Below are 20,249 nucleotides of genomic sequence, written 5' to 3'. Positions count from 1 at the left end.
TAAAAAATTCGCCTCTTGCATAGAAGAGACGAAATAAAATTCCGCGGTACCACTCTTATTGGTTAATCCCACTCAAATCTTTAACGCAGATATACGAATATTCTTTTAATAAACAAGTTCAATAACCTTAAATATTGATTCGCACCGCCCATCAACTCTCTGAAATTTTTTAATTATTTACTACTTTTATTCAAATATTATTATAAAAACTTATTACTATGATACCACATCAAAGAATTAAATACAATATTAATATTCACAATGTCCAACAGTTCTTGGGAACGGAATGACATCTCTTATATTTGACATTCCTGTCATGTACATTACCATTCTTTCAAATCCAAGTCCAAATCCGCCGTGTTTAACCCCACCGTATTTTCTTAAATCAAGATACCATTTATATTCTTCTTTGTTGAAACCTAGCTCATCCATTTTTTGATCCAATAATTCAAATCTTTCTTCTCTTTGGCTTCCACCAATTAACTCACCAATTCCTGGAACTAAAAGGTCAGTTGCAGCAACTGTTTTTTTGTCGTCATTAAGTCTCATGTAAAAAGCTTTGATTTCTTTTGGATAATCAGTAACAAACACTGGACCGTCAACAACTTTTTCACTCAAATATTTTTCGTGTTCTGTTTGTAGATCCATTCCCCATTTAACAGGGTATTCAAACTTTTCTCCTGATTTTTTTAGAATATCAATAGCTTCAGTATAAGTTAATTTTTTGAATGATTTGTTTGCAACTTTTGTCAATCTTTCAATCAAGTTCTTGTCTACAAAACTATTAAAGAATTTAATTTCCTCTTCACAATTTTCCATAACATCTTTTATGATATATCTAACCATATCTTCGGCTAAGCTACACACATCATCCAAATCTGCGAAACATATTTCAGGTTCCATCATCCAAAATTCTGCCGCATGTCTAGGAGTATTAGAATGTTCACTTCTAAAAGTTGGTCCAAATGTATATACATTTCTGAAAGCTAGTGCGTAAGCTTCTGCTTGCAATTGACCACTTACAGTTAAGTTAGTAGATTTTGAGAAGAAATCTTGTGTGAAATCAACATTTCCGTCATCATCTTTTGGAAGATTATCCAAATCCAATGTTGTAACTCTGAACATTTCTCCAGCACCTTCAGCATCACTGCCTGTTATAATTGGAGTATGAACATAAACGAATCCTCTTTCATTAAAGAATTTATGAATAGCAAATGCTAATCTGCTTCTAACTCTAAATACAGCATTAAATGTATTTGTTCTTGGTCTTAAGTGTAAAATTGTTCTCAAAAATTCAAATGTATGTCTTTTCTTTTGTAGTGGATAATCATCAGTAGATTCTCCTTCTACAATAACTTTTGACGCTTGAATTTCAAATGGTTGCTTAGAATTTGGAGTCAAAACTAATTTACCTACAACAATAATTGCAGAGCTTAGTTTTAACTTTTCAGCCCTTTCAAAATCCTCATTATCTTTTCCTACAACAATTTGAACAGGATTGAAGAAAGTTCCGTCATTTAGTTCAATAAAACCAACATTTTTACTAAATCTTGAGTTTTTAATCCAACCTCCAACTTCAACTTCTTTGTCAGAATACTTTTCGTAATCTTTAATCAAATCTTTAATTAATATCATTCTTTACTCCTTATTTTTTTATATATTTTGCTTTCAAATCCAATATCTTTTGGATCGTAATATTTTTGATTTTTCAATTCGTCAGGTAAGTATTGTTGATACGAATCGTCACTGTGTGGATATTTGTATCCTAGACCTCTATTCAACGATTTTGCTCCATAATAGTGAGCGTCTTTTAAATGACTAGGAACATCGTAAATCTTGTTTTGGCGAATATCTTCCAATGCCTTATCGATCGCTATATATGATGTATTAGATTTTTCACTTGATGCAAGATAGATTACACCATTCGATAAATTTATCCTACATTCTGGTAGCCCTATTAAATTAACTGCGTTAAATACATTAATAGCCACAGTCAAAGCCTCAGGATTTGCGAGTCCAATATCTTCTGATGCAAAAATCACCATTCTTCTGGCAATAAATTTAGGATCTTCACCGCTTTCAATCATTCTTGCTAAGTAATATAAAGCTGCGTCAATATCAGAACCTCTCATAGATTTAATAAATGCAGATATAACATTATAGTGATCTTCTTCTTTATCGTATTTCAAAACAGGTTTAAATACAGAATTTTTAATTGCATCTTCATCTATAATTAAGCAACCATTAACTTGATCTGTGCTCTCGACTGCAATCTCTAGAGCATTCAATGCACTTCTCGCATCCCCATTTGCAGAATTTACGAGAACATCAATTGCTTTTTCATCTATTTGAATGTTCATTTCTTTTAATTTTTTATCTTCTGTAAGTGCGTTTTCTATAATATTTCTAATATCATTATCAGTCAACGGTTTCAATTCGATAATTTGACATCTAGATAAAAGAGCTTTGTTCACTTCAAAGAATGGATTTTCTGTTGTGGCACCTATCAAAGTAATTGTTCCATCTTCAACATATCCTAACAATGCGTCTTGTTGCGATTTGTTAAATCTATGAATTTCATCAATAAACAAAACAGTTTTTTTGTTATACATGCTCAAATTAGTCTTAGCAGTTGAAATAACTTCTCTAATGTCTTTAACTCCATTTGAAATCGCAGATAATCTTTCGAATAAAGAATTAGTTTGATTCGAAATAATTTCTGCCAAGGTTGTTTTTCCAGTTCCAGGTGGTCCGTAAAAAATCATAGAAGGAATTTTATCAGCCTTTATCAATCTATTCAAAAGCTTTCCTTCGCCAACCACGTGAGATTGTCCAAAATATTTATCCAAACTTTTTGGTCTAAGTCTATTTGCTAACGGTGAACTATTTTCTTTTTGTAATTGTAAATTATATTCAAATAAATCCAAAATATTTCCCCTTTAACATTTATTTTATTTATATCTTACCATAAAAATTAAATATCGTTAAATAAAAATTAAAGGTCGGATATTTACCCGACCTTATTCATTATCTAATTTTGATATTTCCTCGTTAAAAGATTTAACATCTGTAAATTCTCTATACACAGAAGCAAAACGAATATATGCAACCTTGTCAATTTTCTTAAGCTTTTTCATTATTAATTCACCTATTTCAGATGAATCTACCTCCCTTTTATTGCTATGTGTTAATTCAACTTCTATCTCTTTAGTAGCCTCAAGCAACACTGAATCTGGAACAGGTCTTTTTTCACAAGACTTTTTCATTCCACGATACACTTTATCTCTATCAAAAGCTTCTCTGTTTTTATCTTTTTTTACCACTGTAAGATTATTAAAGTCATATCTTTCATAAGTAGTAAATCTTTTGTGGCAAGAAATACATTCTCTTCTTCGTCTAACAATTTTGTCGTCTTCAGATGCTCTAGTATCTACAACTTTTGTATCAGATGCATTACAGAACGGACATTTCATTAGAATCCTCTTCTCTTCAAGAATGAAGGTATTTCTATATCATCATGATCTTTTTCAGAAGTTTCTTCTGATTTTTGAGAAACTGGATCAGACTTTTTATTTGATTTTAATTTGTTAGCCATTGGGTTATCAGAATCAAATCCTGTTGCAATTACAGTAATTTTGATATCGTCACCTAAAGACTCATCAATACCAGCACCAAATATAATATTAGCGTCTGGATCTACTTCTTCTCTGATTAATTCTGCAGCTTCATTAACTTCGAATAATCCTAATTCTTTTCCTGTAACATTAATCAAAACAGCTTTTGCTCCTCCGATTGATGTTTCTAATAATGGAGATTTTACTGCAAGTTTTGCAGCTTCCATAGCTCTGTTGTCTCCATTCGCTTTACCAATACCCATGTGAGCAATTCCTTGGTTTAGCATAATGGATCTAACATCAGCAAAGTCCAAGTTAATTAAGTTAGGTACAGCAATTAAATCAGAGATACCTTGAATACCATCCATCAAAACTTCATCAGCCATCATAAAAGCTTCTGACATTGTTGTTCTCTTGTCTGAAATTTGTAATAATTTATCATTAGGAATTATTACCAATGTATCAACTTTTCCCTTTAAAGCTTCGATACCTTGTTCAGCCTGCATTTGTCTTTTTCTTCCTTCAAAAGTAAATGGTTTTGTTACAACGCCAACTGTAAGAATTCCTTTTTCTTTTGCAATTTGTGCAACTACAGGTGCAGCACCAGTACCAGTTCCGCCACCCATACCAGCAGTTACAAATACCATGTCTGTTTTATCAAGTGCTTCTTCGATTTCGTTTCTACTTTCTTCAGCAGCTTTCATACCAACTGCAGGATTAGCTCCGGCTCCCAAACCCTTAGTAATCTTGCTTCCGATTTGTAATTTAGTATTAATATCTAAATTATTTAAAATTTGTTTGTCAGTATTTACCGCTACGAATTCAACGCCTTGTAAACCTTCTTCTTTCATTCTCTTGACAGCGTTATTTCCACCGCCACCAACACCAATTACTTTGATTTTTGCTAAATCATTATCTTCTAGTTCCATATCAAAAGTCATAACATCCTCCTAATTCGTAATTAAAATTTATTTCAATCTCTATGATTTAATTATACTACAAGTTCAACGTTTTTTTGTTAAAAACCTGCTTTTGTCTCACACTGTAGCGTTGTTGTATCTATAGTATAATTTTTCTAAAATTTCTTTTTTGTTGTTTGTATCTAGCATTTCTATTTTGTATTATTATTGCTTTGTATCCTTTTGGCGACGCTTGTAATAATTTGATAATGTTTCCAGTTTTGTATCATGTTTTTCTTTAATGTATTATAAATACACCTTATTTTCAATGTGTATCTTGCTTTATTTCTTTACGATGATTTACAGAAACTGTATTTACTCACTTTGTTCTGCATTTTCTTTTATCAAAAATGGTTTTTTAGGATCTTTAGTATCTACTATTTTTGTGTTTATACTTTTAGTACTAATTTCATTCAAAATTTTTGAAATATTATTAGATTTCTTTTCTGAATCATTTAAATCTCCAAAAAACACGCTTATTTCATTTTTTGTAAGCAAAGTTATATCACTTGCATTGTAAACATTAATTTCAGTTAATTGATTTAAAACTTTATGAGAAAAAAGATTCTTCAAAAATTCGTAAAACTTTTCATCTGATTCTAAATTATTTATTTTCGACAAATTTTCATTTGCTCCAACTATCTTAACAATCTTAGAATAATCAATTCTATCTTTGTTCTTTACCACATTAAAATCAGAATCTACAAAAAACTTATCCTTTCCAATTTCAAAATAACAAATATCTTTCGTTTCTTCTACTGTTACTTCTATGGTATTCGGATAAATTTTCTTGATATTCGCACTTCTAATATAAATATCTTTACTAATTTTAGTTTGTAATTTATTCTTGTTAAATCTAAAAATATTTTCTCCTAATGAGTAATTAGCATAATTTTTTATTTCAGATAATTTTACTATTTTATTGTTTTTAACCTTTATTGTTTTTATTGAAAAATAGTCAATTGTAGCACATAAATACACTATCAGCGCAATCAATAGTGATATTGCGACAATAATAACCGTTCTAAGCTTTTTCATCTTGTTCTACCAATCTGTAAAGTTCATCTACGATATCTTTACAAGCAGTTGGATATGACATTTTCTTAGAGTTTTCTGAAAGTTCATTTAATAAATTATCATCACTTAATATTTCGTTAATTTGATCAAACAATGTATCAGAGTTCAAATCTTTTTCTAATATTACTTTACTTGCTCCATTTTTTTCAAAAGCTCTGGCGTTATGCTCTTGATGATTTTCAGTTGTATATGCTTTTGGAACGAGTATAGATGCTTTTCCCAGGAAAGATAATTCAGCTAATGTTATAGCTCCACTACTTGTCACTATTAAATCAGATACTGCATAAGCTTTATCTATATCATCGATATATGGGTAAACGTGTAAATTTTTAATTTCTTTCCCTGATTGTTGTATAAATTCATCGTAGTTCAACTTACCTGTAGCTAAAACTATTTCGAATTTATCTTGATTAGATATTTTTTCAATCATATTCAATGTTGCTTTGTTTAATATTTCAGAACCATTTGAACCGCCAAAAATAAATACAACCTTTTTATTTTCTGAAATATCGTATTGTTCGAGCGCAGATTTTTTGTTTTTTTCAATATCAGTAAATCTATTTCTAATTGGATTTCCTGTTACGACAGCTTTATCTTGATTTTTGAAATATTTAATCGATTCTTTAAATGTCACAAAATATTTATCAACATATCTAGATAGAATTCTATTCGTTATTCCCGGAAAACTATTTTGCTCATGAAAAGCTACCTTTGCTTTAGTTTTAGTGGCTTTGTATAATATAGGTCCACTCACATATCCACCAGTTCCTATGACAAGATCTGGTTTGAATTCTTTGAGGATTTTATTTGCTTCTCTTAATCCTTGAAATAATTCTTTCAAAGCTTTAAAAGAATTCGCATTTATTTTTCTAGGAATTCCTCTCACATGTATAGTTTTAAAATCTATTCCTAGTTTTGGTACAATGCTACTTTCCAATCCCTTTTCGGTGCCTACATATAGGATTTTATTATCCTTATCTCTTTTCTTTAATTCTTCTATTAATGAAATTGCTGGATATATATGTCCACCAGTTCCACCGCCAGATACTATGATATTCATTTTCTCTCCTCTTCATTGTTCCTGTCTACATTTAAGATTATTCCAACCAAACCCAACATAATCATCAAAGACGTTCCACCATAAGAAATAAATGGTAAGGTCAATCCTGTTGGAGGAATTAATCCTGTAACTACTGTCATGTTAACATAAGCTTGTATTCCGATTACAAAAAGTATTCCAGAAACCAATAACTTTGAATAAATATATTTTGTTTTCATTGCAATTCTAATTCCACAAACTAAGAATGCAAAATAAGCTATAATTAAAATCAGCGCTCCTAGAAACCCAAATTCTTCACAAATAATTGCGAAGATAAAGTCGTTATGAGCTTGCGATAGATACAAAAATTTTTGTTTACTCATGCCCAATCCGCTACCGAGAAAACTGCCATTAGACACAGCTGCTAATGATTGTGATAATTGCCATCCTTCATCTTCTAAATTGCCCAATGGATCAACAAAAGCTATAATTCTGTCAATTCTACTATAACCTATTTTTACTTTGAAAATAGCTATATATCCGAAAACCAGTGTTGTTAATAAAGTGGACACAATGTATCTAACATTCAAACCACTCACCATAAATACGCAAAATACACTTCCTATGATTACAATTGCCGTTGATAAGTCAGGTTGCATAAATACAATTCCACCTGATACTGCAACTAAGAAAATCATTCTTAAAAAACCTTCATTAAAGGTTTTAATTTTATTTATTTTTTGAGATACTATTGCTGCGGCAAGGTTAATTGATGCAAATTTAAGAATATCCGATGGCATGAAACTAAATGATTTAATCTTAATCCATCGTTTTGCGTAGTTTATTTCTTTACCTAAAGGTGTAAATACTAATGCACACAAAATGAGAGCGATTAAAAAAATCCACAATGCATTTTTTTTGTAATTCTCATTGTCATAAACACCAGTAAACTGCATGAAAACAAATCCAAGAAGAGCAAAAATACCCTGTCTTAGCCCATAGTAGTACCATGCTCTGTGTTCACTTACAGCTGTTGGCCAGCTTGAACTTAGTACCATAATTATTCCAAAAATTGTCAGGAAAACTGTTATATACAATAAAGCCTTCCCATCTTTTGAAAGTTTCATGCCTCTATCCTCGCAAATTATTTACTAAATCTTTAAATTCGTTTCCTCTTTCTTCATAGTTATTATACATTCCCCAACTTGCACTAGCTGGAGAAAGTAGAACGACATCTCCACTTTCAGCTATTTTGTTAGCTTGAGTTACTGCTTGTTTCATATCATCTACCAAATAGATATGCTTAAATCCATATTCTTTAGCTTTTTGTTCGAACAAATCTCTAGTTTGTCCCATTAAAATCAAAGCTTTAAATTTATCTTTACCAGCTATGAAAAAATTATCCAGGCTAACTTTTTTGTCATATCCACCGGCCAGTATAATAACATTTTTATCAAAAGATTCTATTGCCTTAACACTTGCATCTACATTTGTTCCCTTAGAATCGTTGTAGTATTTTACTCCAGACAAATCTCTTACAAATTCCAATCTGTGTTCTACTCCAGAAAAGCTCATTAAAGTTTCTCTAATACTATCATCATTTATTCCTATCAATTTTGCTAAAGTAACGCAGAATAAAACATTTTGATAATTATGATAGCCTATTAATTTAACATCTTTTAAATCAATGATTTTATCGCAATCTGAATCAGAAAAATATATAGAATTATCTTTTATGAATGAGCCTCTTTTAACATTTTTTGATGTAGAAATATCGTATACATTTGCTTTTGTAAATTTTTTGCATTCTTCATAGTATTCGTCATCTGCATTAAGTACAGTGTAGCAATTTTCGTCTTGATTTTTTAGTACATTCTTTTTTGCATTTACATAATTTTGCATACTCCCATGCCAATCAATATGATCTGGAGTAATATTGATTATGCATGAATATTGTGGTTTGAAATTTTTTGTGCTTTCTAGTTGGAAGCTCGAGCATTCAATAACAAAATATGTGTCCTTATCGCTGTTGTAGATTTCCCACAACATACCTACTCCTATATTACCTATTGAAATTGCTTTTCTACCTGAATCATTCAACATTTTTGTCATCAATGAAGTTGTTGTTGTTTTGCCATTTGTACCAGTAATAGCTACAATTTTAATATCTCCAAAAATTCTTTGTGCCAATTCCAAATCGCTAACAACTTCGATATTTAATTCATTAGCCTTTAATATTACAGGATTATCCATTCTAATGCCAGGACTTTTTAAAATAATATCGTACTTATCAATAGTATCTATAGATTCTATTTGAACGTCTAATTCATTTAATATTTTTGTTTTTTCTTCGTCAATATTATCATCGATTGCTCCTAAATTATATCCTTTTAATTTTAATGTTTTTAGAGCTGATATTCCGGTTCTTGCTAATCCAAATACTAATATTTTCTTCATATTTCACCTACAATATATCTAATAATGTAATTAAACTTGTAATTACTGATACAACCATAAAAGTTGATACTATTTTTTGTTCTTTATATCCCTTTAATTCATAATGATGATGTATTGGACTCATCAAAAATACTCTTTTTTTGTTTCGTAATTTGTAGCTTGTCATTTGAATAATTACTGACAATACTTCAATCATGTAAACAAATCCTAAAATAATTAAATACAAACTCAATCCGTACATAGCCATAATCATTACTAATGCTCCGCCAATAGCCATTGATCCAGTATCTCCCATAAATACTTTTGCTGGGTTTGAATTGTACACTAAAAATCCCAACAGACTTCCTGCAAATATAATACTGAATATGCTGGCCGTAGAATTCAAGTTGTACATTATAATACTTGTAGATATGAATACTGGAATTGAAACAGAAGTTGCAAGTCCATCTAATCCATCAGTAAGATTAGTAGCATTAGATGTTCCCATCATCACGAAAATCAAGAATGGGTAAGTTATTAAACCAAAATCTACTGTTTTATGGAAAAATGGAATAACTTGTTTTGTAAAGTTAGGATTTACTTGTTTAATTAAGAAGCAAGCAATAACAGAAAACAAAAGTTGCAATACAAGTTTTTGTTTTTCGTTTAATCCCAATGAACGCTTCATTACTAATTTCATAAAGTCATCTATAAAACCAATTGCTCCAAAAGCAATCATTCCATAAATCGCCAATAAAACTTCGCTATTAAACAATCTGAATACAATCACAGTAATCAATGTAGATATTATAAATATAATACCTCCCATAGTCGGTGTACCGGCTTTTGAATAATGTGATTTGGGCCCATCATCTCTGATTTCTTGACCAATATGTTTTTTTCTCAAAATCTTGATTATAAACTTTCCCAATATCAATGAAATTATAATCGCTAATAACATCGACATTAAAATTTCGCTTTTAAAATTCATATTTATCTCCTTAAATTATGAACACAAATTATGTCCAATTTTATACCTCATAAGTAATTATTATACCACACGAGAATTTTATTATTCAGTGTTTTTTATTGTTCAGTATAAATTTTAATATAAGATTTTGGATCAATCAATTTGTTTTCTTCAGGATCAGTTTTGACTACTTTCCCTTTTTTACCATTTTTAATTTCAATATTATTAATTCCGTATTTTTTTAATGTATCCACCGCATCTTCAACTGTGAATCCTACTATCTCTGGAATTCTAATTAATGAGTCTTCAACACTTCCTGTTGTGAGCTCAATAATATCTCCCTTATTCACTTTAGAATAAGCTTCTGTTTCTTGTGATGTTACAATTGAATTCAAATTTGAATCTGAATTTGTAACTTTAGATTTTAACCCTAATGAATTTAACTTATCAACAGCTAACTTTAATGTAAGTCCCTCTAATTCAGGAACAGTAATTTTATCTGAATCGTCAGAATCTAATCTAGTCTTGTTCATTCTTTTGTATTCAATTATCTTAGAAAAAATCTTGCCTGCGGAAGGCGCGCATACTGCACTTCCTCCATTTTTTCTTTGAGGCTCGTCTACTACAACCAAAACTGTGTATTCTGGATGATCTGTTGGAAAAGAACCGAAAAAAGATGCAGTAGTTTTACTATCAGTGTATTTACCATCTTCAATTTTTATACTCGTTCCAGTTTTACCACCAATTCCAAATCCTTGTATTGCAGCCTTTTTACCACTTCCATCATCGACAACTCCTTGCAACATTTTGTTAATTTGCTTAGAAGTTTGTGCTGAAATTATTTGTCTTTTGACTTTTGATTGAACTTTTTCTACCTTTTTTGTATCTTTTGATATAAATTCCTTCGCTACATGAGGTTCTATTAACATACCACCATTTACAATCGAATTTAGAGCGGTCAACATTTGAATGGGTGTCGCTGATATTCCATGGCCGTAAGAAAGTGTAGCAAGTCTAGCGGCATCAATATCTTTTACACTTTTTGGAGCTATCCCCAATTCTTCTGCCGGCAAATCAATATCTGTTTTTTGATTAAATCCAAACCCATTTACGTATTTTTGCATATTTGCTTTCCCTAAATCTCTACCGATGTGTACATAAGCAATATTGCAAGAGTTATTGAAGGCTTCCTGGAATGTTTCGTCTCCATGTGGATTCCAGTATCTTTCACACCTTATAACAACACCGGGAATATCTCTAATAAACCCATTACAAAAATAATGTGAATGTTGTGTTGCTGTGTGCTCTTCAGTTGCAGCTGCACTTGTTATTGTTTTAAATACGCTTCCTGGCTCATAAGTCCATGAAGTTGCCTTATTTTCCCACATATTAAAATAAAATTTACTGATTTTATCTTCGTCATTTTCTTTTTTCAAATCATTTAATTCATCTAATTGTTCTTTTAAAAGCGGTTTTTTAGGGTCATTTGGATTAAAATTAGGATAAGATCCCATTCCCAAAACGTCCCCATTATTTGGATTCATAACAATAATTGTTGCGGATTTTGGTTTGAAATTATTCTCGATATCCTTCAAACTATCTTCTACAAAACCTTGGATAGTAATATCTATGGTTGTTTTTAAATCATATCCATTTTCTGGATTTATAATGACAGAGCTGTCATCTGATAAATCTATCGATCGATTTACAGAGCTATTTAGAATTCTTTTACCAGGTTTGCCTTTTAATTTAGAATTATAAAAGCTTTCCAAGCCTACTACTCCATCATTATTCACATTAGTAAATCCTAAAACCTGAGATAACATTTCTTTATTTGGATAATATCTCTTTTTTTCAGATACAACACTGATGAATTTCTGGTTACTAATAGGCAATTTTTTTATATTATCTATTTCCGATTTAGATAACGAAGGCTTAACCAAAACAGTTTTCTTTTTTTCTAGAATTTTTCTTAACTCTTCTGGTTTCATACTTAAACTTTTGCTTAATGAATCTACTAAATTAGATTTTGCTTGATCATTTAAATAAGTAGCATTCACATACAAATTATTTGATACGACATTATCAGCCAACGTTTCACCATTTGTATCCAATATTTTTCCTCTTTCAGCGTCAATATTAATAGTATTGGTACTTTGTTTTGCAGATAATTTTCGATATTTATCTCCAGCCGGAGTTAATTGTAAATAAATCAACTTCCCTACTATTAGTAGAACAATAAATGTCAATATACAAAATAAAACTACAATACGAGAATTGTAGTTTTTATTGAAATTTTTATTAATTTTTCCTTTGCTTAAATTGCGCCTTCTCATTATTTTTCCTCTAATTTTAAGTACATAATTTGAGCATTTTCAGGAAATTGCATACCCAAATTATTTTTTGCTATTTCTTCAATGTTTTTATTAGTTAATTTGCTTTCTATACTAGATTTTATCACATCTCGATTACCTTCTATTAGCATTACCTGATTTTTTACTTCTTTTAATTCACTAGACATGCTTTGAATCTTAGAATAACGATTCATAACCAAAATGGATAAACAAATAACCACACAAATCATTACTTTATTAAATGTAGAAAAAAGATTTGTTTTTCTGCTTGGTCTATTTAATTTTTTTGTTTGTTCAATTTTCTTTATTTCTAATTCTTTTTTTTCTACGTATTGTGGAAATACTTCGATTTTTCTTTGTGCGTTACCCATTTTTGTCTCCATTTATCAGTCAAATAATCTACAAATTAAATAATCTTTTCAGCTACTCTTAATTTTGCGCTTCTAGCCCTAGAATTTTGTTCCAATTCTTCTTTTGAAGGCTCTATCGGCTTTCTAGTAATAATCTTAATTTCTGGTTTATGATTACAAACACAAACTGGAATTTCGGGAGGACATATACAACCTTTTTGTCTTTGTCTGAAAATATCTTTGCAAATTTTATCCTCCAAAGAATGAAACGTTATTATGCAAATTCTGCCTTCAGGATTCAATAAATCTATAGAATCTCCTACAGCCTGTTCCAAAACATCTAATTCTTTGTTAACTTCAATTCTAATTGCTTGAAAAGTTTTCTTAGCGCTGTGGCCTTTTTGATTCATTCTAACCTTTTTAGGAATCGCTTTTTCAATTACCTCAACTAATTCGAAAGTAGTATTAATTGGTTTAGTTTCTCTAGCATTACATATAAATTCAGCAATTCTTTTGGCCCATTTTTCATCTGAATATTTGAAAATAACATTTTCCAAGTCTTCTTTTGAATAAGTGTTCACAATATCTTTTGCACTTATTGGATTGGATTGATCCATTCTCATATCCAAATCAGCATCATGCATATAAGAAAACCCTCTACTATCTTCATCAATTTGATACGAGCTAACACCTATATCCATTAGGATTCCATCGACTTTTTCAATGCCTAAGTTATGTAAATCATTTTTTATATTCTTGAAATTATCCTTTATGAAGATAATCTTATCTCCAAATTCTTCTAGTCGTTGTTTCGCAACTTTTAATGCGTCTTCGTCTTGATCAAAGCAAATCAACTTTCCATTACCAATTCTTTTTGCAATTTCTCTGGAATGTCCAGCTCCTCCAACAGTGCAATCCACGTAAATCTTGCCGTCTCTGATATTCAAATTTTCGATGCATTCATTTAATAAAATTGGCACATGCTTGAATTCCATAATTCACCTACAAATCAAGATCATTTAAACCATCTGCTAAATCGTCATAGTTTAGTGAAGAATCATTAGAGTATTGTTCCCATTTCTCTTTATCCCATATTTCTATACGATTGGATACCCCAATAATTGCAACTTCTTTTTTTATATCTGCATAGCTTCTCAAGGATTGAGGAATTAAAAACCTTCCTTGCTTATCAATTTCTTGGTTACTAGCACCTGAAAAAAACACCCTTGAAAACGCTCTTGCTTGTCTTCTAGTCAATGACAACTTATTAAGCTTTTCGGTCATTTGGATAAAAGCGGATACAGGATATACAAAAAGACATTCGTCCATTCCTTTTGTAATGTAGAATTCTTCTCCTATTTCATCTCTAAATTTTGAAGGCATAATAACGCGACCTTTTGAGTCTATATTATGAAAATATTCATTGATAAACATTTTTCCCTCCACTTTGTTCCACTTTCATTCCACTACATTAATAATATCTTTTATATATGATGATATCAATGTTTTTATCTGTTCCGAATATTTGTTCTTTATGATATTTACTAAAATTTAATTATATGTTAAAATACTCTACGTAATAAATTTTAAAGAGGATGAATATGAGAAAAAAATTTGGAATATTTTTAATGACAATAGGTATTTTACTTTTCGCTTTATATTTCGCAGCCAGATTAATACCTACTTATTACAGTGAAAATGATATAAGTAATGATATATCATCCACAGAAATGGAACAGAACAACAAAAAGGAATTCAAAAACGACTTTGATGCTGTAAACTCTATTAGCACAACAACGTCATTGTTTAATTTTACAGCTATAAGTGGAGAAAATGTTATTGGACAAATAATTATCCCTGACTATAATTTGAGTCTTCCTATACATCGTGGTGTAACTGATGAACATTTATTAAGTGGTGCAGCCACAATGAAAGAAAACCAAAAAATGGGAGAAAAGAATTACACACTTACTGGTCACTATATGAAGAGAAATGGCTCTTTATTTAGTAAAGTGTATGATTTGACAAAGGGTACTAAAGTTTACATTACAGATAAGAAAAACATATATGAATATGAAATTGTAGATAGAAAAGTTACTGATTCTTATGCTTTTTATATGTTAGATGACGATAGAATTGAAAAATATGATAACAAACCAATTATTTCTTTGATGACATGCGATATGCCAAATGACCCTGACAACAGAGTATTTCAAATCGGAAAGCTCGTTAGATCATTTAAATACGACAAAAATTATTTCAAACAAAATTAGAACAAAAATTTAGACCGCAGAAAATCTTAAAATTCTTCTGCGGTTTTTCCATATAAAGAACTCTCCTCATTATTGTGAGGAGAGTCTATTATGCTGTTTAAATATCTAAAATTTTACCATTTTTAGGAAAATCATAAATTACATCTTTTCGTTCAATGATAATTTTTGTTTTTTCATTTATTTTCTCATTAGCTCTTATTAGTTCAAATAGTTCTTTGGTTGGATTAATCGCCGTAGGTTTTCCCATCATATTAATCATAGAAAAATCTCCGGAAGTATCACCGTAACAATATGAGTTATCCACATCAATATCATAAGATTCAACAATTTTATCGATAACTGCCTTTTTGCTATTTTTATCCCACATTGGAACAACTTCTCCTGTATACATCCCCGATTTTTTTAGATACAAAGATGCCCTGTATTCTGTTACTCCGTAACTTTCAGCCATTTCTTTAACCAAAAAATCTGGACTCCCAGAAATAAAAAATATCAAATGATTATTTTCCTTGTGAAATTCTATCATCTTACGAGTATATCTGTACACTTTTTCTTTAACCTGGCTGATTACTTGATTAGATATAAATTCGTTAAACTCACTACTAAATCCCTTTAAGTTGTATTTGTACACATCAACTAGTTCGTTCAAATAATCATCATAGTCTATTTTTCTTTTTTCGTATTTTTGGTAGGCCGGATACACTTTTTCGTAGTATAATTTTTGATCAATTATTTCAAAATTGACTAATTTTTTGAAATGCTCAATCATTAGAGAATCTCTCGCAATCGTTCCGTCAATATCAAAAAATGCGCCAATTTTCATTATTTTGTACCTCTAGATTCTTCAACTAATCTGTCGAACTTATCAATTATATTACGAAACTCCAAGCTTTTTTTCTTATGAGTAATTGGATTCATTACATCTAAAATCAAAGAATACGCTAAACAAATAACGGCAGACGAAAATGTAAAAGTAAACATCATTAATAGTGTAAGCCCTATCTTGCTTAAAATAGATAGCATGGACATAACAAAAAGTATTGCTGATATAACAAAAATTACAGCAGTAAAAACATATTTCTTTTGTTTGTTTTGTAATTTATTATGTAAGAAATGTACAATAAGCAACAAAATTGCTACGCATATAAAAAATAGGAAGCTAACTGCTTTGTATTTCCATATTACAGATAAAATTGATTTCATGTCTATCCTCCTTTTTTTATTATATCATATATATTGAATTTTTATATTGCTTAATTCTTTCAAATAAAAAAATCCGAGTGAACTCGGATTAGATGGTGCGCCTTCAGGGACTCGAACCCTGGGCCCACTGATTAAGAGTCAGTTGCTCTACCAACTGAGCTAAAGGCGCATATTAAGTTATAAAAAATGGTGCGCCTTCAGGGACTCGAACCCTGGGCCCACTGATTAAGAGTCAGTTGCTCTACCAACTGAGCTAAAGGCGCACATCTTTACCACAACAATATTATTATACACTATTTTAAGAATTTGTAAAGAGTTTTAAATAATTTTAATGTTATGATTAAAGCTATAAATAAAAGTAAGTAGATAATTTTCAAAATTATCTACTTCTAATTTTAAGTTTAATAAATTTATTACCTTTGATTAATTATGAATGAAGATGGGATTTTTTCATTGTTTTTAAATTCTTTTTTCCACATTTCAGCATAGTTACCTATCGCCCATTCACTCATTATAATGGAATCATCTTTTGTTATAGGAATACTCCCTATCAATTTATTGTCGTTAGAGTAATCATAAATTAAAATTTCATCAGTTGTTTGTACAACTAATATTCTTTTATCTGGAGATGAATATGCATCTAAAGCACTGCTTTTTAAATTTTTAATTGATTGCCAGTTCATCGATAATTCATCTGTTGATATATTCAAATGTGAAACTATATTTAAGTTTATATTTTTTAATTTAATTTCGTTATTATCTTTTAAAGTGTATTGAGTTTGATAACTCCACTTACCAGAATTTCTTGTTATTCCTATGTTTTTGTAATCTTCATTCTTATCTTCAGTAGTTACCTCTATATTAGGGTCAGCAGATTCCTCAGCTATAGAACTTTTTAAAACATTGACAGCTTCTTTGCCCCCGATTTGGTCAATATTAAGTTCATTATTATTACTCATTTTATCTATATCAAAAATAGAATAATTTTCAAATTGATCTTTTATTTTCAAAATAGAAATATACTCTGGGCCAAGATACGTTATTTCTGAAGGCGAATCAAATTCTAATTTTCTATTGTCCTTTATATTTTCACCTGAATAAACTGGTTTTGCTATAAATTGTTCTACATAATTATTATCGAATTCGTTCTTTTTATATTCCATTATCCAAAATCCGTTTTTCCTTGGGAAAAACAATGCTGATGTTTGATAAATTTGAGCGCTATTTTTCTTGTCAATATCTAATAAAATAGTCCTGTATGAAATATCACTTTTACCATTTCGTACAACTTTATTTTTAATACCAATTAACATGGCAATATTTTCTTTGTCTTTTAAATTATTTCCTTTGTTTTCATAATACTTGCTTTCATATGTTGATTGGTAGTTTTCAATAAATGTTCGACTAACTTTATTCTCCGTCTTTTTCATGTAATAAAGCACGCCATTATATGGAAGAATTAGATTGTTTTTATCCATTACAACTACATCTTGGTAAAACTTGCTGCCATCAGAAATGGTAATTACCATTTTCTTATCTTTAGAAAAATTTTTACTCAAATTTTCATCGCTTGTCTTCTTGTTAATATAATTTTGTAAGCTTACAAATTTTGACGAGAACTTAGGGTTGATTGTAAATCTTTTCCCAAAAACAACTATTGATTCATCGACATAAAATTTCCCTATTTCATCTGATATTTTTGATTTAGAATCTGCGAAGCTTTCTTTCTTGTCTATTTGCCATACTCCTGCTGCGACCAATAAATTATTATCAGGAACTTTTACATTTTCGACTGCTGATTGTTCTTTATTTCTAAACATTATAAAAACAATCAATAATATCAAAACAATCGTACCTATCAATATACTAGTTGTCTTTTTCATTTTCATCATCTCCTAATGGCAATGTGAATGAAACAGTAGTTCCTTCATCTATCTTAGATTTAATCATCAACTCTCCTTTGTGAAGTTTTACTATTTCTTCACAAATAGAAAGCCCCAAACCAACATGTGAGTTTGAATTGGAACCTTTGTAGAATTTACCAGTTACTAATTCGATTTCTTCAAACGAAATTCCAATTCCAGTATCAATTATGGATACTTCTGCAAATTTTTCAGTTTTTTCAATATTAATAATTATTGTTCCTTTATCCGGTGTGAATTTTATAGCATTGTCCAAAATATTTATAAAAACTTGTTTGATTCTATCTTCATCAAAAGTTGCAATTAGTTCTGGGCTTTCGTAATTCAGTATCAAATCAATGCCTTTGGAACGAACTTTAGGAAGTAATTGATTTTTGATATGCTCAGCTAATTCTATTAGATTTTGTTTTCTTTTTACAATAGAAATTCTTCCGGAAGTAAATCTTGAAAAATCAAGCAATTCTTCAACCATAGTTGTCAGTCTATCACATTCACTATCTATAATATCAATTCCCATTGTAGTTGTTTCTAAATCCGAAGGATCGTATTTTAACGTTTGTGCCCATCCTTTGATAGAAGTTAATGGAGTTCTCAATTCATGTGAGACACTGGAAATAAACTCATTTTTTAATTGTTCTTTTTTGTTGATATTATCCGTTAACAAATTCAAAGTCATTCCTAATCTTCCAATTTCATCGGTATTATTTTCTTTTGCTCGTACTTCCATGTTACCCTTTGCCATTTTTTCAGCAGTTTTTGCCAAACTATTAATTGGCTTTACAATACTTTTTGTTAGAATTTTGCTCAATAAAATACTAAATAGTATTACTAAAAATCCAAACAGTGCAAACGAAACTGACTTCACTCTTATTGCTCTGTCAACGTCTTTTAAACTTGAAATGTATCTTAAAACTCCGACTTGTTTTCCACGAGATTCTAATGGAACGGATACTGAAATTATATTTGAATCAGAATAACTGACCTTTCCAGTATAGCTACCACTTTGGCCATTTACCGCGTTTACTACATCAGATGTTTCTATTTTTTTTCCTAGATTGGGACTTGCAATGGAATCAAATACAACAATTTGGTTATTGTCCAAAATTTGAACTTGACAATCTGTTTGTCGATAAAATTGGTTTTTATCTTCTGCGATTACTTCATCTAATTCATAATCAGCCATGTAGGAACTGTACAAATTTGTAGAATATCTTATTTCGTTGTTCAGAACACCTTCCATTGTGGAATAATAGTAAAACTTTGTAGCATAAATCGAAAATATAACAAGTATTATCGCAGTAATACTTGTTAAAAATACAAAGGAATACATTATTTTATTTTTAATACTCATTATTTTTTATTTTCCCATCTGTAACCAACTCCCCAAACCGTAACAATATATTTTGGATGAGTTGAATCCTCTTCAATTTTACTTCTCAATCTTCTCATGTTAACATCTACTATTTTTGCATCGCCAATAAAATCTTCACCCCATGCTTTATCCATCAATTCATCTCTAGTAATTGCCTTTCCAGGGTTTTGCATTAAAAGTTTTATGATGCTAAGTTCTGTTGGAGTTAATGTAATTTCTTTGCCATTTTTATAAAAAGTTCTCGAATACATATCAAGCTTGAATGTTTCATCTTCAATAATTTGACTATTATTTTGTTTTTGAGGACTTCTTCTTAAAACAGATTTTATTCTAAGTATCAACTCGCGAGGATTGAAAGGCTTTGTCAAATAATCGTCTGCGCCTCTCTCAAGTCCTTCGATTTTATCGTTATCTTGAGTTTTTGCAGTTAACATTATGATAACTATATTCGGAAATTTATTCCTTAGGATTTTGCATACTTCAAACCCGTCAATTCCAGGAAGCATTATATCCAATACTGCAACATCTGGTTTGTTTAGTTCTGCAAGTTCTACTCCTTTTTCTCCAGAATCCGCTTCCAAAATTTCAAATCCTTCTCTTGCTAAATTTATTTTTGTAAATTGTCTAATATTATCTTCATCTTCTACTAAAAGAACTTTAATACTCATATCACACCTCAT

At 30.0% G+C, this 20,249-nt stretch carries 19 protein-coding genes, 2 tRNA genes and 1 other annotated feature; of the genes, 1 reads left to right on the top strand and 20 read right to left on the bottom strand.

Annotated elements, in window-relative coordinates; genetic code table 11:
* Window positions 1-21 precede the first annotated feature (21 nt).
* Window positions 22-201: a binding site (T-box leader), on the bottom strand.
* A 48-nt stretch (window positions 202-249) separates the two neighbouring features.
* The 13 genes from asnS to mraZ all read right to left on the bottom strand — a co-directional run bounded on the left by asnS (window position 250) and on the right by mraZ (window position 14,233).
* Window positions 250-1,635 (bottom strand): asparagine--tRNA ligase, encoded by a 1,386-nt coding sequence (gene asnS / locus FMG_RS03375; protein WP_012290525.1) that lies wholly within the window; start codon window positions 1,633-1,635, stop codon window positions 250-252.
* Complete coding sequence (locus tag FMG_RS03370) at window positions 1,632-2,927, bottom strand: replication-associated recombination protein A (RefSeq protein WP_012290524.1); 1,296 nt, start codon at window positions 2,925-2,927, stop codon at window positions 1,632-1,634. The genes asnS and FMG_RS03370 overlap by 4 nt, the downstream gene beginning before the upstream one ends.
* A gap of 93 nt (window positions 2,928-3,020) precedes the next feature.
* The gene (gene nrdR, locus FMG_RS03365) at window positions 3,021-3,473 is read right to left on the bottom strand and encodes a transcriptional regulator NrdR (protein ID WP_002836229.1); all 453 of its coding nucleotides are present in this window, start codon (window positions 3,471-3,473) and stop codon (window positions 3,021-3,023) included.
* On the bottom strand, window positions 3,473-4,555 hold the full coding sequence (gene ftsZ, locus FMG_RS03360; protein WP_002839252.1) for a cell division protein FtsZ: 1,083 nt from the start codon (window positions 4,553-4,555) through the stop codon (window positions 3,473-3,475). Before ftsZ ends, nrdR begins: the two co-directional genes overlap by 1 nt.
* 333 nt (window positions 4,556-4,888) lie before the next feature.
* Window positions 4,889-5,611 (bottom strand): cell division protein FtsQ/DivIB, encoded by a 723-nt coding sequence (locus tag FMG_RS03355; RefSeq protein WP_012290523.1) that lies wholly within the window; start codon window positions 5,609-5,611, stop codon window positions 4,889-4,891.
* Window positions 5,598-6,710 carry an undecaprenyldiphospho-muramoylpentapeptide beta-N-acetylglucosaminyltransferase gene (gene murG / locus FMG_RS03350; RefSeq protein ID WP_012290522.1) on the bottom strand — a complete coding sequence of 371 codons (1,113 nt, stop codon included), beginning with the start codon at window positions 6,708-6,710 and terminating at the stop codon, window positions 5,598-5,600. The genes FMG_RS03355 and murG overlap by 14 nt, the downstream gene beginning before the upstream one ends.
* Entirely contained in the window at window positions 6,707-7,816 is a 1,110-nt protein-coding gene (locus FMG_RS03345) for an FtsW/RodA/SpoVE family cell cycle protein (RefSeq protein WP_012290521.1), read from the bottom strand. The genes murG and FMG_RS03345 overlap by 4 nt, the downstream gene beginning before the upstream one ends.
* Window positions 7,817-7,820: 4 nt before the next feature.
* Entirely contained in the window at window positions 7,821-9,146 is a 1,326-nt protein-coding gene (gene murD / locus FMG_RS03340; RefSeq protein ID WP_012290520.1) for a UDP-N-acetylmuramoyl-L-alanine--D-glutamate ligase, read from the bottom strand.
* A 7-nt stretch (window positions 9,147-9,153) separates the two neighbouring features.
* Complete coding sequence (mraY, locus tag FMG_RS03335; RefSeq protein WP_012290519.1) at window positions 9,154-10,116, bottom strand: phospho-N-acetylmuramoyl-pentapeptide-transferase; 963 nt, start codon at window positions 10,114-10,116, stop codon at window positions 9,154-9,156.
* A 95-nt stretch (window positions 10,117-10,211) separates the two neighbouring features.
* A complete protein-coding gene (locus FMG_RS03330) occupies window positions 10,212-12,431 on the bottom strand; it encodes a penicillin-binding transpeptidase domain-containing protein (RefSeq protein WP_012290518.1) in 2,220 nt (739 codons plus the stop codon).
* On the bottom strand, window positions 12,431-12,820 hold the full coding sequence (locus FMG_RS03325) for a hypothetical protein (protein ID WP_012290517.1): 390 nt from the start codon (window positions 12,818-12,820) through the stop codon (window positions 12,431-12,433). Before FMG_RS03325 ends, FMG_RS03330 begins: the two co-directional genes overlap by 1 nt.
* Before the next feature lie 35 nt (window positions 12,821-12,855).
* Window positions 12,856-13,794 (bottom strand): 16S rRNA (cytosine(1402)-N(4))-methyltransferase RsmH, encoded by a 939-nt coding sequence (gene rsmH / locus FMG_RS03320; protein WP_012290516.1) that lies wholly within the window; start codon window positions 13,792-13,794, stop codon window positions 12,856-12,858.
* Between the two features lie 7 nt (window positions 13,795-13,801).
* Window positions 13,802-14,233, bottom strand: coding sequence for a division/cell wall cluster transcriptional repressor MraZ (gene mraZ / locus FMG_RS03315; RefSeq protein ID WP_012290515.1), 432 nt, complete (start codon window positions 14,231-14,233; stop codon window positions 13,802-13,804).
* A gap of 167 nt (window positions 14,234-14,400) precedes the next feature.
* Between mraZ and FMG_RS03310 the strand changes: the two genes are divergently transcribed.
* The gene (locus tag FMG_RS03310; protein ID WP_002838359.1) at window positions 14,401-15,072 is read left to right on the top strand and encodes a class A sortase; all 672 of its coding nucleotides are present in this window, start codon (window positions 14,401-14,403) and stop codon (window positions 15,070-15,072) included.
* A 97-nt stretch (window positions 15,073-15,169) separates the two neighbouring features.
* Here FMG_RS03310 and FMG_RS03305 read toward each other — a convergent pair whose 3' ends face one another.
* The 7 genes from FMG_RS03305 to FMG_RS03275 form a co-directional block, all read right to left on the bottom strand.
* Window positions 15,170-15,895, bottom strand: coding sequence for an HAD family hydrolase (locus tag FMG_RS03305; protein WP_012290514.1), 726 nt, complete (start codon window positions 15,893-15,895; stop codon window positions 15,170-15,172).
* A complete protein-coding gene (locus FMG_RS03300; protein ID WP_041250596.1) occupies window positions 15,895-16,275 on the bottom strand; it encodes a hypothetical protein in 381 nt (126 codons plus the stop codon). The genes FMG_RS03305 and FMG_RS03300 overlap by 1 nt, the downstream gene beginning before the upstream one ends.
* A 93-nt stretch (window positions 16,276-16,368) precedes the next feature.
* Window positions 16,369-16,444 (bottom strand) — tRNA-Lys (locus FMG_RS03295).
* 18 nt (window positions 16,445-16,462) lie between these two features.
* Window positions 16,463-16,538 (bottom strand) — tRNA-Lys (locus tag FMG_RS03290).
* Between the two features lie 150 nt (window positions 16,539-16,688).
* Window positions 16,689-18,158, bottom strand: a complete 1,470-nt coding sequence (locus tag FMG_RS03285; protein ID WP_041250595.1) for a hypothetical protein — start codon at window positions 18,156-18,158, stop codon at window positions 16,689-16,691.
* Window positions 18,142-19,548: a sensor histidine kinase gene (locus tag FMG_RS03280; RefSeq protein ID WP_012290512.1), complete on the bottom strand. Its 1,407-nt coding sequence runs from the start codon at window positions 19,546-19,548 to the stop codon at window positions 18,142-18,144. The genes FMG_RS03285 and FMG_RS03280 overlap by 17 nt, the downstream gene beginning before the upstream one ends.
* Window positions 19,548-20,237 carry a response regulator transcription factor gene (locus FMG_RS03275; RefSeq protein ID WP_002838205.1) on the bottom strand — a complete coding sequence of 230 codons (690 nt, stop codon included), beginning with the start codon at window positions 20,235-20,237 and terminating at the stop codon, window positions 19,548-19,550. The genes FMG_RS03280 and FMG_RS03275 overlap by 1 nt, the downstream gene beginning before the upstream one ends.
* Between the last annotated feature and the right edge of the window lie 12 nt (window positions 20,238-20,249).

The organism is Finegoldia magna ATCC 29328, from assembly GCF_000010185.1.
GTDB lineage: Bacteria > Bacillota > Clostridia > Tissierellales > Peptoniphilaceae > Finegoldia > Finegoldia magna_H.
Note: the sequence above shows the minus strand (reverse complement) of the source record. Positions and strands in the feature narration are given on the sequence as shown.

What these genes read in the sequence shown, in the direction of transcription:
- asnS (WP_012290525.1), bottom strand. Translation starts at nt 1,635, where the DNA reads ATGATATTAATTAAAGATTTGATTAAAGATTACGAAAAGTATTCTGAC.
- nrdR (WP_002836229.1), bottom strand. Translation starts at nt 3,473, where the DNA reads ATGAAATGTCCGTTCTGTAATGCATCTGATACAAAAGTTGTAGATACT.
- ftsZ (WP_002839252.1), bottom strand. Translation starts at nt 4,555, where the DNA reads ATGACTTTTGATATGGAACTAGAAGATAATGATTTAGCAAAAATCAAA.
- FMG_RS03355 (WP_012290523.1), bottom strand. Translation starts at nt 5,611, where the DNA reads ATGAAAAAGCTTAGAACGGTTATTATTGTCGCAATATCACTATTGATT.
- murG (WP_012290522.1), bottom strand. Translation starts at nt 6,710, where the DNA reads ATGAATATCATAGTATCTGGCGGTGGAACTGGTGGACATATATATCCA.
- FMG_RS03345 (WP_012290521.1), bottom strand. Translation starts at nt 7,816, where the DNA reads ATGAAACTTTCAAAAGATGGGAAGGCTTTATTGTATATAACAGTTTTC.
- murD (WP_012290520.1), bottom strand. Translation starts at nt 9,146, where the DNA reads ATGAAGAAAATATTAGTATTTGGATTAGCAAGAACCGGAATATCAGCT.
- mraY (WP_012290519.1), bottom strand. Translation starts at nt 10,116, where the DNA reads ATGAATTTTAAAAGCGAAATTTTAATGTCGATGTTATTAGCGATTATA.
- FMG_RS03330 (WP_012290518.1), bottom strand. Translation starts at nt 12,431, where the DNA reads ATGAGAAGGCGCAATTTAAGCAAAGGAAAAATTAATAAAAATTTCAAT.
- FMG_RS03325 (WP_012290517.1), bottom strand. Translation starts at nt 12,820, where the DNA reads ATGGGTAACGCACAAAGAAAAATCGAAGTATTTCCACAATACGTAGAA.
- rsmH (WP_012290516.1), bottom strand. Translation starts at nt 13,794, where the DNA reads ATGGAATTCAAGCATGTGCCAATTTTATTAAATGAATGCATCGAAAAT.
- mraZ (WP_012290515.1), bottom strand. Translation starts at nt 14,233, where the DNA reads ATGTTTATCAATGAATATTTTCATAATATAGACTCAAAAGGTCGCGTT.
- FMG_RS03310 (WP_002838359.1), top strand. Translation starts at nt 14,401, where the DNA reads ATGAGAAAAAAATTTGGAATATTTTTAATGACAATAGGTATTTTACTT.
- FMG_RS03305 (WP_012290514.1), bottom strand. Translation starts at nt 15,895, where the DNA reads ATGAAAATTGGCGCATTTTTTGATATTGACGGAACGATTGCGAGAGAT.
- FMG_RS03300 (WP_041250596.1), bottom strand. Translation starts at nt 16,275, where the DNA reads ATGAAATCAATTTTATCTGTAATATGGAAATACAAAGCAGTTAGCTTC.
- FMG_RS03285 (WP_041250595.1), bottom strand. Translation starts at nt 18,158, where the DNA reads ATGAAAAAGACAACTAGTATATTGATAGGTACGATTGTTTTGATATTA.
- FMG_RS03280 (WP_012290512.1), bottom strand. Translation starts at nt 19,548, where the DNA reads ATGAGTATTAAAAATAAAATAATGTATTCCTTTGTATTTTTAACAAGT.
- FMG_RS03275 (WP_002838205.1), bottom strand. Translation starts at nt 20,237, where the DNA reads ATGAGTATTAAAGTTCTTTTAGTAGAAGATGAAGATAATATTAGACAA.